Annotated in this window: 14 protein-coding genes; 13 read left to right on the top strand and 1 reads right to left on the bottom strand. The window is 61.4% G+C overall.

Annotated features, from left to right (window positions below):
- Window positions 1–42 precede the first annotated feature (42 nt).
- Genes HWX00_RS34220 through HWX00_RS34200 form a run of 5 tightly spaced genes read left to right on the top strand, consistent with a single transcriptional unit; the run spans window position 43 to window position 7,775 of the window.
- On the top strand, window positions 43–543 hold the full coding sequence (locus tag HWX00_RS34220; protein ID WP_175028054.1) for a hypothetical protein: 501 nt from the start codon (window positions 43–45) through the stop codon (window positions 541–543).
- On the top strand, window positions 540–1,505 hold the full coding sequence (locus tag HWX00_RS34215; protein ID WP_226194321.1) for a hypothetical protein: 966 nt from the start codon (window positions 540–542) through the stop codon (window positions 1,503–1,505). The genes HWX00_RS34220 and HWX00_RS34215 overlap by 4 nt, the downstream gene beginning before the upstream one ends.
- Window positions 1,502–2,311 carry a conjugal transfer protein TraF gene (locus HWX00_RS34210; protein WP_175028055.1) on the top strand — a complete coding sequence of 270 codons (810 nt, stop codon included), beginning with the start codon at window positions 1,502–1,504 and terminating at the stop codon, window positions 2,309–2,311. The genes HWX00_RS34215 and HWX00_RS34210 overlap by 4 nt, the downstream gene beginning before the upstream one ends.
- A complete protein-coding gene (locus HWX00_RS34205; protein WP_175028056.1) occupies window positions 2,311–3,756 on the top strand; it encodes a conjugal transfer protein TraH in 1,446 nt (481 codons plus the stop codon). The genes HWX00_RS34210 and HWX00_RS34205 overlap by 1 nt, the downstream gene beginning before the upstream one ends.
- Entirely contained in the window at window positions 3,753–7,775 is a 4,023-nt protein-coding gene (locus tag HWX00_RS34200; RefSeq protein ID WP_175028057.1) for a conjugal transfer protein TraG N-terminal domain-containing protein, read from the top strand. Before HWX00_RS34205 ends, HWX00_RS34200 begins: the two co-directional genes overlap by 4 nt.
- 41 nt (window positions 7,776–7,816) lie before the next feature.
- Here the strand turns inward: HWX00_RS34200 and HWX00_RS34195 are convergent, their stop codons facing one another.
- The gene (locus tag HWX00_RS34195) at window positions 7,817–8,206 is read right to left on the bottom strand and encodes a hypothetical protein (protein WP_175028058.1); all 390 of its coding nucleotides are present in this window, start codon (window positions 8,204–8,206) and stop codon (window positions 7,817–7,819) included.
- Between the two features lie 263 nt (window positions 8,207–8,469).
- Between HWX00_RS34195 and HWX00_RS34190 the strand changes: the two genes are divergently transcribed.
- From HWX00_RS34190 to HWX00_RS34155, 8 genes are all read left to right on the top strand, one after another.
- On the top strand, window positions 8,470–9,096 hold the full coding sequence (locus tag HWX00_RS34190; protein ID WP_175028059.1) for a phospholipase D family nuclease: 627 nt from the start codon (window positions 8,470–8,472) through the stop codon (window positions 9,094–9,096).
- A 44-nt stretch (window positions 9,097–9,140) separates the two neighbouring features.
- The gene (locus HWX00_RS34185; RefSeq protein ID WP_175028060.1) at window positions 9,141–9,389 is read left to right on the top strand and encodes a hypothetical protein; all 249 of its coding nucleotides are present in this window, start codon (window positions 9,141–9,143) and stop codon (window positions 9,387–9,389) included.
- 14 nt (window positions 9,390–9,403) lie between these two features.
- Window positions 9,404–11,383 carry a zeta toxin family protein gene (locus HWX00_RS34180; RefSeq protein ID WP_175028061.1) on the top strand — a complete coding sequence of 660 codons (1,980 nt, stop codon included), beginning with the start codon at window positions 9,404–9,406 and terminating at the stop codon, window positions 11,381–11,383.
- An 8-nt stretch (window positions 11,384–11,391) separates the two neighbouring features.
- The gene (locus HWX00_RS34175) at window positions 11,392–11,808 is read left to right on the top strand and encodes a hypothetical protein (RefSeq protein WP_175028062.1); all 417 of its coding nucleotides are present in this window, start codon (window positions 11,392–11,394) and stop codon (window positions 11,806–11,808) included.
- A 55-nt stretch (window positions 11,809–11,863) separates the two neighbouring features.
- The gene (gene bamE / locus HWX00_RS34170; protein WP_058904131.1) at window positions 11,864–12,262 is read left to right on the top strand and encodes an outer membrane protein assembly factor BamE domain-containing protein; all 399 of its coding nucleotides are present in this window, start codon (window positions 11,864–11,866) and stop codon (window positions 12,260–12,262) included.
- A gap of 120 nt (window positions 12,263–12,382) precedes the next feature.
- Window positions 12,383–12,892 (top strand): hypothetical protein, encoded by a 510-nt coding sequence (locus tag HWX00_RS34165; protein ID WP_175028063.1) that lies wholly within the window; start codon window positions 12,383–12,385, stop codon window positions 12,890–12,892.
- A gap of 104 nt (window positions 12,893–12,996) precedes the next feature.
- Window positions 12,997–13,416 (top strand): hypothetical protein, encoded by a 420-nt coding sequence (locus tag HWX00_RS34160; RefSeq protein ID WP_175028064.1) that lies wholly within the window; start codon window positions 12,997–12,999, stop codon window positions 13,414–13,416.
- Window positions 13,413–13,898, top strand: coding sequence for a protein-disulfide reductase DsbD N-terminal domain-containing protein (locus HWX00_RS34155; protein WP_226194319.1), 486 nt, complete (start codon window positions 13,413–13,415; stop codon window positions 13,896–13,898). The genes HWX00_RS34160 and HWX00_RS34155 overlap by 4 nt, the downstream gene beginning before the upstream one ends.
- Window positions 13,899–13,933 lie beyond the last annotated feature (35 nt).

Genomic DNA, 13,933 nt, shown 5'->3' with positions numbered 1-13,933 from the left:
GGTTGCAGATTTCAAAACCCTCAATACGCAGGAGCGTTGATCATGTCCATCGAAAGCCTGTTTCCCCCTTCGCGTGTCCGCTCGAACTGGCGCTATGTGCTGCTCGCCAGCCTGCCTTGCTACGTGCGGCGATTCCTCTTCGCTTTCGTCATTGTGCCGGCGGCCGCCCCCGTCGTCGGGCTCGCAATACTGAATCACGGGTCGTTCACGGCTATGGCAACGACCGTGCTCGAACAGGCGGCCGGAAGCGGTACGAATCCGGACACGATCCGCCTGCGGACATGCACCGATACGGCCGCTCGCCTTGCGCCGTCGGCCGCCATTTGTATGCACTGGCGCACTGATGACGTGCCCATCGCGACGCTGGCCCCTCAGGTTGGTCACGGCTTGTTCGTCGCCTGGCTCGTTGCTGCCGCCATTACGCTTGCTGTGGACCTCGTCTGGTCTGCGCCCTCGCCTCTCGCACTGCGCAGACAACTCGACCCGATCGGACGGCAGCGTGCCGAACGCAGCAACGCAAGCCGCGAAGGAGAGGCGAAGTGAGACTACAGATCACGATCACCAGCATGAGCGCCGCGCCGGCGCCCGACTTGCCGAGCCATCTTTTTGCTGGCGCCGGCAGTGACCGGGCGACCTTCCGGGTAACGCGCGGCGCCGCACCGTCGCGAGAAGCCATTTCCGTGTTGCTCGAGGACGCCATCGCAAATGTTTGCGTGACGAACTACGATCAGGCCACGGGGCAAGGCAGCTTCGTAGTTGTCGACGGACCGGCGCCGGCGGCCGGTACGACGATCGAGCTCGATGACGACGCGGTCGCGAATACGGTCGACTTGTCTGATCGGGCGCCCCCGAGCTCGGGGGTGCCAATCCAACAGCCTACGATCGAACAGTTTTACGACATGCTCGATCGGCACGACTGGTTTTTCGGTTACTCGGACGATTCCCGGGTATATCGGTACGGAAGCGACAACCTCGAACGGCTGAAGGAAATTGCAGGTTCCCTCGGCGGCGACCATGCCGTGCTTCTCGCAGCTTTCCAAAGGCATCACTTCTCCGGTGCGCCATGGTCGACCCCTAAGTGGGACAAGCCGTCTCGGCCCGCGAGCGGTGTCGTCAATATCCCGACGGCACCCTCGCCGGCGTCGACAGAACCGAGCCAGAAGCAAGACGGCCGATTTTCTGCCGAACAGCGTCACGTGCAGCACGACCACGACTTGCGCGAGTTTGCTGCATATCAGCGACATTGCATTTCGACCGTAGTTGACGCGGCTTTCGCCTGGCGGAACGCACGTCGTGCGTTTATGGGCGCTGCGGCGGTGTTGCACAAGCCCAGGGTTCGAAGTCAATTCCTTTGGATTCTCGGAGGGAGGCGGCGTCAATCCGATGCAGCCGAACAGGTCAAAGCCGCGCAGTCTTTGGGTTTCGCGGAAGTGCAACTCGAGCAGGCACTCGGGCAATTGATGGACGCCGGCTATCACGTCGACGCGCAGCGGAGCGAGCCATGAGCGCATCCCGAGGCTTCCGGCTCGCGGTAGCGATCCTGCTTCCCGCAGCGCTACTGGCGTCGCCGATCGTGGACGCTGACGGGTTGGACTACAAGTCCGCCTGGAGCTGCGACGGGCAGGAAAAATTCAACTGGTACTGCGATGACGACAAGCCTGCGGCGCCGGCGGGTGCGAGCGCGGCCAAACCGGCCGATTCCGACGACTTCGACCAGATCAAGTCGGCCGATGAGATGCGCGAGGCACTGAAGCACCGACTCGACGTCGCGAACATGGACCCGACGCCCGAGCACATCAAGGAGTACATCAAGCTCTGGGAGTACGTCCAGCAAAAGAGCGCGGTCTTTGCCGACCAATGGCGCCGGGTTGTGTGGCAGAACCCGAGTCTCGATTACTCGCTCAAGCGTCCGACTAACAACGTCGCTGTCCATACCTACGACCGGACCCGGGATTCGGACCAGGACGGGCAGCTGCGTGCGCTTGCTCAGAAGCATGGCCTGATTTTCTTCTTCCGCTCGGACTGCCCGTATTGCCACGCGATGGCCCCGACGATTGTGCTGCTCGCGCAGCGCTATGGCATCGACGTGTTGCCCGTTTCGCTGGACGGTCGGGGCATTGGTGAGTTTCCGAACCCGACGCCTGACCATGGGCAGGCGTCGGTCTGGGGCGTCCAGCAGGTGCCCGCCCTCTTCATCGCATCGAAGGAGACGGGCGATCACGCAATGATCGGCTCGGGAACGATGTCCCTCCAGGACATCATCGATCGTGTCTTCGTTCTCACTGCCTCGCAGCCTGGGGAGCTCTTCTGATGAAACCGACACGCTGGATTGCCGCACTGGCGGCTGCAGTGTTTGCCATCGCCCCAGTCTGTTCGAGCGCGATGTCGATGCAGCAGGTCTTCGACTCGATCAACGCCATGGGCAACGTATCGAGCCCGCGTGCGTTGCAGGGCGAGACGATGGATATGTACAGCGGCGGAAGCGTGTTCATGCGTACGCCACACAAGACTTACCAGCTCGCGAGTGTCACCGCCCCGGAATGGGGCGCCGGTTGCGGCGGGATCGACCTGTTTGCCGGCGGGTTCAGCTTTATCAATAAAGAGCAGTTTGTTGCGCTGCTGCGCAACATCGGCTCGAACGCCTTGGGCTACGCATTCAAGCTTGCCCTCCAGAACCTCTGCCCAACCTGCGACAACGTCATGCAGTCGCTGCAGACCATCGCCCGCGACGTCAACCGGATGAACATCGACTCGTGCCAGGCCGCTGAGGGCATCGTCAATGCGGTGACGCCTGTTGCATGGAAAAAAGAGCAGGCGAACTTGGCCGACACGCTCGGGCCATTCACGAACCTGTATTCGGATATGACCGATGCCTGGACAAATACCGGAAACAGCTCGGCGCAAGCGGCGCAGACGATCAATACGGCCACCGCATCGGATTCCAATCTCGCGGCCAGGCAGCCGTACGGCAACGTGACGTGGCAGGCGCTGCAGCAGCTGCCGGACCTGAGCACGTCGGACCGGGAATTCCTGATGTCGCTGGTGGGGACGGTCATTTTTCCCGACCCGTCGGATTCGGGCGGCACGGAGGTGAATCCTGTCTTCCTGCCGCGAATCGGCAGCCTCACGGTGCAGGAATTGGTCGGTAACGATCCTGCCGCGAACTCCGGCACCACGATCCAAGTGTACGTGTGCGACGAAACCACGAAGTGCTTGAATCCGTCAGTGCAGGAAATGGGCTACACCCCCTTCCGTACGCTCGTACAGCAGAAGCTGCAGGTGATTACGGACGCGATCGCCTCGCGCTCCGCGATCCCGAATCCGGCGGACACGTTTCGGTTTTTGAGCATGACCGACCTGCCGGTCTACAAAATGATCGCGGTCGGCACGCGCCTGAACAATTCGTCTCTGGCCGACCAACTGTTGAGTACCTACCAGTCGCTGATCGCAGCCAAGTATGCCGAAGCCTACATCCACGGATCCGCTGAAGATCTTCGACGAGCAATCGCGCGATACGGGACGGTGAAATCCAGCACGTCGCTGCTCGACGAGGCCACAAAGCTCAACACCAACATCGACACGGTCGAATCGGAAGCACGCAGTGTCGTCATGCAAGCCTTCAGCCAGACGTCGAACGCGTGGCAGCTGGTTGAGCAGCTCCAATCGATCGAGCGTGCGGTACACGCGAATGTGTCGTCGTCGCTTCGAAACTCGTTGGCGTTTGGCCAGACGTTGAACGGCGGGAGCACTCAATGAACATGGAAATCGACACCTATGGAAACGTCGATACCTTGTACTACGTCATGCAGGGTATTGCGTCTTTCATGGGCAGCGGCACCTGGACAGGTCTCATCCGTTACACGCTGTTGTGCGGGGTGGTGATCTGGACGATTGTCGCGCTCGGTCGGAAAGGCTATGAGATCTTCCGCTGGTTCGCCGCCGCAATGCTGATGACGCAGCTGCTGTTGCTGCCGGTTGAAAACGTGTTCATCACCGACGTCAACAACGTGCAGCCTACTCGCGAGGTGGACCACGTCCCGGTGTATCTCGCCGCGGTTGCCCAGAGCTTCACGCTTATCTCTCGAGTGCTGACACAGTCGTACGAAACGATTTTTTCGGTGCCGGATACGCTCACCCTGAAAAAGGGCGATGTGGGTTTCGGCATCTCAGTGCTTCAGAAGGTGAACAAGGCTGAAATCACCGATCCGGGGCTGCACGCCGACCTTATCCAGTTCTTCAAGGAGTGCACGGTCTACGACATCCAGGACGGCGCGATTGATCCGCGGACGATTATGAACGGCACGGACCCGTTCAATACGGTGTTCACGTCGACCAGCCCGGCACGGTACGTGACAACCAACACCCTCACCGCGAATCCTACGACGGACACCTGCTCAGCGACCGGAACCTTGCTGCTGCTGCGCGTACAGGATGCGGAGCAAGCAGCCGAGCAAATGTATGGCAGCGAGATGTATCCGGAGATCGCCGACCCGTCCATGGCGAAGGCGGAATTTGTCAACGCGATCGGCGATTCGTTCGGCTTCATCCTCCAATCGTCGCAGAACGCGTCGTCGGCGCTGCGACAGGCAATGTTCAACAACGTGTGGCGTCAGGCGGGCGCCGAGCTTCCCGCGATGCTGAGCGATCCGGCGCGCGTCGCCGAGGTCAATGCGTTGATGAGCTCGGCTCAGGCTGCAGTGGCGACGAACGGTTCGCTTGCCTCCATGGCGATTCTGGCGAAGAACACGCTGCCGACTGTTCGCAACTATGCCGAAGCGATCGTCTATGCGGTTTTCCCGCTCATTCTGGTGCTCTGCCTGATCAGCGGCGCTGACGGCGCCAAGCGAATCCTTGCGATGTACGCGAAGACGGTGGCGTGGGTATCTATCTGGCCGGTGCTCTTCGCGGTAATCAACGGGCTGTCCCTGATTCACCTCAGCCATGAGATGCGCTCGATGTCGTTGCAGGCCGGCGTCCCGTTCGGGATGGCGGCGAAGTTCGGCCAGACGTTGCTCGACGAGCAGGCGCTGCTTGGATACATGGTGATTATTACGCCGCCCCTTGCCTGGATGTTGCTGAACTTCGCGTCGGCCGGCGTTGTAGGTGCATTCTCTCAACTGAGTGGCGCGTTGACCGGGTCTGCTCAGCAGATCGGTGGCCAGCAGGCACAGGGCGACGAAAACATCGGCAACGTGCACATGGATTCGTCGTCGATCGATAACGCGTCGCGCAACGTGACCTCAGCGAACAAGTACGACAACACCGTGCAATCGCGCACCGGGTCGATGAACGTCGATACCGGGACCGGCTCGGCCTTTACGAATTTCGCCAATGGCCTAATCGCTCGCACCGAGTTTCAAAACAGCCTCGGCGTTTCAGCAACTTCCCAGGACGCATTCGAGCGGTCGCTCGGCACTGACACCTCCACGGGTGTCGCGGCAAACCGAACAAATTCCACGTTCGCTGGGCGGGAGCAGCTTGCGTCCAGCACGAATAGCGTCTCGAGCAGCCAGGAGCGTGGAAGCACGCAGCGCCTGTCCGACGATTCCAGCTCAGGTACGCGGGCCTCGTCTAGCCAAACAGGTGAGCGGCGAACCGCACATGATCAGCAATATGCGATAGATCAGTCGCACTCCGTCGACGGCACAACTTCTGCAGGAGCCAAAGGCTCGATCATGCTTGGTGGCGGCTTTGCCAAATCGTTTGGCGATGATGGTGCGCCGGCCGGCAACGCTGGCAGTGGAGGCGGCGGCTCAGCCGGTGGTAGCGGGCGTGGACCTTCCAGCAATGGTCGGCAAGGAAGTAGCAATCCAATCTCGAACTCGCCTCTTTTCAACCAAGCAGAAGAAGACAAACTCGCTCGCAAAGCCGAGTCACTTGGCAAATCGCCGAATGAAGTCCAAGCGATTCGGGATGCGTATCGATCGAAGGTGCGAGCTGCGGATTATGCAACTGGCGGTGGCACGGGGAAAGGGCAGTCGAGTCTGAAGTTCGGTCTCGATGTCTCGGGTGAAGGTGGATATACGAAGTCTTGGCGGAATTCTGACGCACAGAAGTTCGTCGATCAATATCTAACGCAAGGTGGGTATACCGAAAGCGATCAGGTTTCCCACGAAGGCTCACAGATCCACTCGGACTCGACGGGGCTGGAGTCCGGGCAGCACGTTCGCAGTGACCATTCCGCATCTCTGACGGACCAGGTGTCGTCCGGCTCTCGTGTTTCGGCGGATCTGACTCGTAGCGCAGATGTGCGCCAGCGAGGATCGACGCAAGTGGTTTCACGCGTCGATACCTCGACTAATCTGATGACGCCGGAGAACCTGCAGGCAGTCGCTGCGCGCAACGGTATGCGGTACAGCCAGCTGATGACGCTGCCGTCTCCACAGATCGCTCAGCTGGTCGCCCAAGATGCAGCGATGCGCGACATCGTTTCGCGCAACTCGACGTTGCCGACCACGGCTCGTGATGGGTCTGCTCTCCCTGCGAGCGGGAGCGACGTCGTTCGCCAGGACCAACGCAACCAGTCCGGAGTTGGTGCAAGTGCCCCCGCCGCGTTTCAACGTTTTGCGGGCGGAGTTGGTCCGGTGGACACGACGCCCCTCGATATCGCGACGCCGATGCCGACGGTCGTAACCGACGCGCAACAGCGGATCGACGCCATGCAGCAACGAGTCACAAATGAGTCTGCCGCGCCGATCAAGCAGGTACATGACAATGTCGATCCGTCTACGGACAGCAAGCCTCTCATGACGCCTGGGCGGGCGCCAGGTCGCCCGCTCTCGCCCACACCGGCATCGACGCCTACGCAGGCCTCCAAGGACACTACACCCCTCGCCGCGCGGAAAAACTCGGTCCAGCCGTTTGCGCCCCCGGGAGCAACCGCGTCCCCAATGGCAGTCGAAAAATTCCTGAATCCGAAAGCCACGGGGAACGGGCCAACGCTTGAAACCGCTCGAGCGGCCGGGCAGAGCACCCTGCCCCCTAGCTCTGAACCACGCTTATCCGAGTCTGATTTCAAGATCGTGGCTCTGCCGGTCGGCAATGGCGGGCAGCCAAGTGGTCAAGGTGGCGGTCAAGTGGCCGATGGTCCGGGCCGGGCAGCAACGGGCTCGTATTCAGCGCAACCGGCCGCCGCCGTTCCGAACGTAACTGCGCAATCAACTGCCGCCTCTGCTCTCTCGCCGACCCGTGCAATACCTGCACAAGACGGAGCGACTCGCCCCACTGTTGCGAGTCGAGTGCCGCCATCCGTCGGGTCTGCCACGTCAGCGACTCCATTCTCGACCGCCTCCATGAAGCGCAGCGGTGGCGTCTCTGCGTTGGGGCCGACAACTGTACCCGGCCGTAGTGGTGCCCAGATCGACAACAGCAAGCCCACGTTTGCCGGCCCGGGCGCGTCCACATCTGTACGGTCGGCCGCGTCTGCAACTGTTGGCGCGACAGATTCGAAGGCAAATGTTGAAAGCACCCCGAGCGTCCCGCCGGGAGGTGCGGGCGCTCATAGCAACGCGAAGCTCGACCACAGGGCGAGTGCCGAGTTGCCAGCAGCTGGGGGGGCGATTTCCTCAGTTCCTTCGCAGGATGTTGCCCCGCCGAACGCAGAGGCGGCAGCGGCAAATTCTACGCGGGACGAGTCTGCGGTAAGCGGGCCGGCAACTTCGCCAAGTGCACCGACGTCGTTGCATCGGCGCGAGCTTGGATTCGGCGAGGACGGACATGGGGCCAAGGCGACGCTCAGTCCAGACGCGGTAACCAGTAACCCCACGGATCAATGACAAGGGGCCTTGCGGCTCCCGGACGATAAATCATGACGCAATTAATACCAGTCGCGATGATTAATTCGATTTTGGTTGTCTCTCCAGAACCAATTGTTCGAGAGGTCGCTGTTTGCATTGTTGCTCGAGCGAGCCGTGTTCCAGCCGTCATCAAAGTGCGCACCGGTCATGATGAGATGGCCAAACTTGACTGCAACGCCCAATTGAGCGAACACGCCGAAGATGCAGGAAAAGAGCGCGCCAAAAGCCAAAATGGCGAAGGGCAGCTGCATGACTGTAACCACGACGGCCGAAATCAGCAGCGTGGCCAAATAGCCCCACATGATCTTCCTGTAAATGATTCGGCCGCTTCGCGAAGCGATAAACGACGTGAAAACCGAGAAAATCGCTGCCGCCATTACCGCCATGAAATTCGCAAGTACGTAATCCATGATAAGCGCCCCCGTACGCAATTAGTATTGACGTTACGCCTGATTTGGCGTACTGGCAAGTTAATCCTTGATGACGTAATTCGTCGTGGTGTCAATTCATTTACGTCTTTAATTAGCCCGATCTCGACGGTGAGTCGAGTGCGTCTGACCGCGCTCACGTTTCCTGCCCTGTTTCTTGCCGCTTGTGCCTCGCCGCACGGTGACGATGCCTGCGCCCGCTCCTATTCCGCGAGCGGACACACCTCCCACGTCGGGAGGTCGGCATGAAGTTTCTCCTCTTCCTCGCGCTCGCGGCCGGTGTCGGCTACTACGTGCTGCATGACGGCCCAACGCCGGATTTCGGCAATTTGTCGTCGTCCGTTGGGCATTATGCGAGCGCTCTGAAACACCCGGCCGAAAACGCCTCACATTCGGAAAGCACCGGCTCTGGCGATCGCGCCTCCGTGCAATTCGCCACTTCGCCAGACGGCCAGGCCGAGGCCCTCGTGCTGAGCGTGATCGATAGCGCGCAGTCGGAGCTCGACGTCGCCGCTTACGAGCTCACCAATCGTCGGATCGTTACCCACCTGATCGAGCGCGCCCACGCTGGTGTGCAGGTTCGTGTTGTCCTCGACCGCTCGCAGCTTGACGGCCGCGGCTCGAAGCTCGCGGATCTCGTCGCGGCCGGAATACCGGTTCGCATCGACATGGCCGTACCGCTCATGCACGACAAGTTCATCGTCGCTGATAGCGATACGACCCAGACAGGCTCGATGAACTACACGCAGGCCGGCGCCAACCACAACGCAGAAAACGTCCTCGTCATCTGGCATCACGCCACGGTCGCCGCAGCCGTGCGGAGCGCGTGGACGCGGCTATGGAATGAATCGAAGCCTTACCCAGGGGTTTGACCCAGGAAGCACGCGCGCAAGCTTAATTTTTTCAGGAGAACACGATGCCTCATGTCGATTACGAAGTCGCCTGCCAAACGATCGGGCAGCTGATCGCCCACTGTGTCGCCGTCATCGCTGAAGAGGAGTCGCGGTCGGAGCCGGATGCGGAGTGCGTCGCGATAGCGGACGCAGAACGCAAGACTCTGGTTGCCGCTCGCGATGCGCTGCATCCGGATGATGCGGTCGCGATCGCTCGTGCGCTGGACGTCTACGGCCCGCGTGTTCGTCGATTGAACCTCGGTCGCGCCTGACTCCGGAGCCCATCATGGACAATTTTCCGGATGTCGTGATGCAGCGCGCGTATGCGCGCGTGGAGCGCGAGGCGATTGACGGCAGTCGCGAGCAGGCTGAACCGAAGGCGATCCTCATCGGCGGCCAGCCCGGTGCCGGCAAGACGGCCCTCGCGCGTCAGGCGATGGGGGAACTCAACGAACGCGGTGGTGCCGTTTTGATCGACGCGGATCGCATGAGGGAGAACTTGCCGCAGTACAGCCGGCTTCTTCGCGAAGATCCGCGACACGCGGCTGACTTGACGCATGCCGACGCCGGTCGATGGGCCGGCCGGCTAACCACGGCCGCATCCGACGCGCGGCGTGATCTTGTGGTCGACGGGACGATGCGCAACCCCGATAGCCTGCGCAATCTGGCACGGCGGCTCAAGGAGCGCGGCTACACGCTGGAGGTTCGGGGCGTCGCTATGCCCGCCGAGGTGTCGCTCACACGTGCGCAGATGCGTACCGAGCGAGAAATCGCGACGACGGGCGTGGGGCGGGTTGTCAATCCCGAGCAGCACGACCAGGCGTATGCCGGCATGGTCGAGACGGTCGCGTTGCTCGAGCGAGAGAAGGCAGTGGATCGAATCTTGATCCTCGATCGGCATCACCGCGAGGTCTACCGCAACGAACTGCATCAGGGTGAATGGCGCGAGCCGCAAGCGGCCGCCGCGTCGATCGTGCATGAGCGCGAGCGTCCGATGACCCGCGACGAGATAGCCCATCACGTTCAAATGCTCGATGACATTCGTGACGCTCGTACAGGGCGAGGTGCGCCGGCACCGGAGATTGCCGACATCTCGCTGCGTCGTGAACAGGCGCTACGCGTCCGGGAGAGGGATGCGCAAGCACTGGCCAACGGGGCGTCTGCGGATGCGCGGCCGGCGCCGGAGCGTGGCTTGCGCGACGTCCTCCGGTCAATGACCCGTGACGTGCCGAACCTCGGTGGCCGCTTCCCCGATCCGGTCGCCGAGGAAATCGCCGCGTCGCGTCATCTGCCCGCGCTCGAAGCCAGGCTTCGCTCGCACGGGATGACTCACCTGACACCGCTGGACGCCGGCGCGTCGTCGGTCGTGCTGGCGGCCGACGACAAGCATGTGGTGCGGCTCGGTACCGGCGATCTTGCCGTTCGGCCAAAAATTCCCGAGGTCTTGCAGCCGGTGGCGAGCGGCACCGAAGGCAATCTGCGATACGAAATCATGCCCCGCGCCGAAATGCGAGGCGTGACATCGGCCGACGTCGCGCGCACCGCCGATGCGCTTCGTCAGCGCGGTTACCACTGGGGCGATCAGGGCGTCGACAATCTGGGCATCGTGGACGGTCGTGTGGTAGTCGTCGATCCGGGTGGCATAGAGCCGGTACGCGAACGGGCCATTCTGCCGTCTGCACACCAACCGGATCAGGCAAAGACGGAGGTCGAAGTCGATACGGCGCGCGCGCCGCGCCGGCGTACCGTTGACCACGCACGCGACGCGGAGCGCGGCCGAGCGTTCGACACGCTGGGTCGTGACCAGGCGCTCGCCCTCTTCCCCGAGCTCGACGCGGCCTACCACCACCTCGAAACGCGGACCTCGATCAGCACGGTTCCCCACAGCGAACTCGAACGCGCCAACCTGTCCGAGCAGATCCATCGCGGCCAGCTACCCGAGGGTGACGTGCCGGACGACGTTTCGCGCCGGGCGATCGGCCTGGCCGGCGATCACCACAACCTGATTTTGCGCAATGCGCAGCAGCTGGAGCGCCACTACCGCGGCGAGGTGCTCGCCAACTCGACGCACCACTCGCTGGTCAAGATCGGTCAGACCGTCGGCATCGTCTATCCGCGCGATCGATTGTCCCGCGACGTGGAGGTCGGCGAGCAGGTCGCGATTCAGTATTCGCCAGATAGCGCGCTGCACCAGGTCAAGGAGCGCGATCACGAAGCAGAACGCGCAGACCGATCACACGACCACCAGCTTTCTATCGAGCGATAGGGGCCGCCATGTCTATTTTCAATCGCCCCCGCCGTGCGCGTCCGGTTCCACATTTTACGCGGTTCTATCTGGCCGAACGTCGACACATTCGCCGTCGGCTGTGGACCAGTCCGAGACTGCTGCGTACCGAAGCCGATTGGGCGACACGTTACGTCGTGCAGTGGCTCGCGCTGTGCTGGTTGGCATGGGCACCGGCGTTGTTGCTCTGGGGGCGACTGATCTCCAACGGATTCCACCTGGACTACCCGATCGTCGTCGAGCCGCGCACGGCGCTGCCGATGTACGCGTTCGCTGGCCTCGTCGCTTCGCTGTTCTACGCGTGGTGGCGACCGTACATCAGCTACGTCGAGCTGCAGGTCAGGCGCCACATGGACGACTGGTACCGCGCTGTATGTGAAGCAGAGCGATCCGGCCGCCTGTACTAGGCCAGCAACGAATCACCGCCATTTTTTGACTGTTGACCACACCAAGAGGAAGACCATGAAATTCACGAAGAACACGCTCCTGATCGTCGCCTTGTCGGGCACTGCGTTACTTGTCGGTTGCGCGACCACCGGCAACGAGCACCTCGAATCCGCGACGCAATCAAGCGTTCAGGCCCAAATCCAGCAGGGCAAGAGCACAAAGCAGGACGTTCAGGATGCTTTCGGTTCACCGAACAAGACCACGTTCACCGATTCGGGTCTCGAGATCTGGACATACGAGCTGGCTCACGCCACGCCGCACGCTATCAACTTCGTGCCGATCGTCGGTGCGTTTGCACATGGCGCTGACGTGCGGAAGAAGACGTTGACCGTGCTGTTCGACGACAGCGGCGTCGTCAAGAAATACACGTTTGCCGAGACCACCGACGTGGCCAAGGGAGGCATCGGCCAGTAAGTGCCACCACTGAATTGATCCCCGGAAGTGTGTATACCCATTTCGCACTTCCTTTGGCACCAGCCGGTGAGCCCGGCTGGCCTTTTTTCCCTAAATCGTGTTTCTGTTAAGGCACCCCCAATGAATCGATATCGCGCATCTTTCGCCGAGCGCCGGCGAGCCGCCGCCTCGATCACATGGCCTGACGGCACGCTGATCCTGACCAATCCTGATCCCGCTGCTCAACGCAAGCTGAAAGGCGTGGCGGTCGCGATGGTGACGGCGGCTTGCCTGTTCTCCATCACCGGCACGAACGGGCCCTTGCAGTCTTGGGCTCGCTCGCGCGACTACCTCGACATGCGACCTGCGATGGAGTCCGCGTTTAAAGGCGGGAATCGTTCTGCCGGTACGTGGCTTGCCGTTCATTTCAATCGGGACTATCCGGGTTTGCTTCAGGCGGAGTCGGACGCCGGCGAGCCGACCGCGATGTACCTGGTTGCTCGTACGCGCCTGCAAAAGCACGCGGATTTAGGCGGTCCGATGGCAGTGGCCGATGCGGATCGGGAGATCGGTATGCGACTCATGCGTCAAGCCGCAGCGGCCGGCAGTCAGGACGCCCTGCGTTATTTGATCAGCGTGTCGACGAACTGAACGCCACGATGGAATCCGACAAATACGCAGCATGTAATGGAGAAAGCTGTATGCATTTGCGTCCCCTCCCTCACCCTCCCGTTCATCGTCGACATGTGGGAATCATGCTCGCGGTGTTGGCGCTCGTTACCTGGCTGTTGATTGCGCCCATTGCTTACGTTGATGCGCTCGGATTCTGGAATAGCACGGAACCCTTGTTCATCGCGGCGTTTGTTACGACGTTAATGTTCTTGCCGGCTTTACGCTCGACGTGCACGCGACCGGGCACATGGAGCGCACTCCGTCGTGCGCAACGCGGTTTGCGCAGTTTCGGCATGTTTGTCTATCTGATTTGCATGCTGTTGATGATCATGATCGTCTGGAACTTCGACTCGCCGGCGGCCGGATTGGTCGAATCGGCTTTCGACTTGTGTTTCGACGGGATGGTCGCGGGCGCGACGCTGTACTTCTGGAGCTTACTGGCGCTGCCCGTCTTGCATGGGCTCGCTCGCGCTGAATTGGCGTGGAAGCAGCGAGTCGCATGATGACTGCTCGAACCCGAGTTATACGCCGTTTCGTCGTGGCCATGTCGTTGGCATTGCTTGCATGGATCCTGAACGGTGTCCTCGCTTGCCCCGCATACGCCGAGCAGTTTCTCTCGCCGGAGCAAGCTTTCCGCGTTCGCATGACCGAAGAACCTGGCGCGGTTGTCCTCCATTTTGCGATCGCCGACGGCTATCGACTTTACGGCGATCGCTTCCGGGTCGCGAGTGATGACGGTCGGGCGCACCTCGGTGCAATTCAGCACGGTACCGGCAAGGTCGTCGCTGATCCGAGCGCAGGACATCCGGTGGAGGTGTTCGAGCGCGAAGTGACGTTGCGTGTGCCGGTCAATGCTCGCGAGATGTTCGGCCTCACGGTGACTTATCAAGGCTGCGCAATCAACCAGATCTGCTATCCGCCGATGCAGCGCACTTTCCCGGTGATTGCTGCTGCACTGCTGTCGCCGTCGGAGGCGTCGCGATGACGGTCGCCCTTTCTCCCTTCGCGCGGGCACTCAAG

Source organism: Burkholderia seminalis DSM 23518 (assembly GCF_902832885.1).
Classification (GTDB): Bacteria; Pseudomonadota; Gammaproteobacteria; order Burkholderiales; family Burkholderiaceae; genus Burkholderia; species Burkholderia seminalis.
The sequence above is the reverse complement of the archived record's forward strand: the minus strand, read 5'-3'. Positions and strand labels throughout refer to the sequence as shown.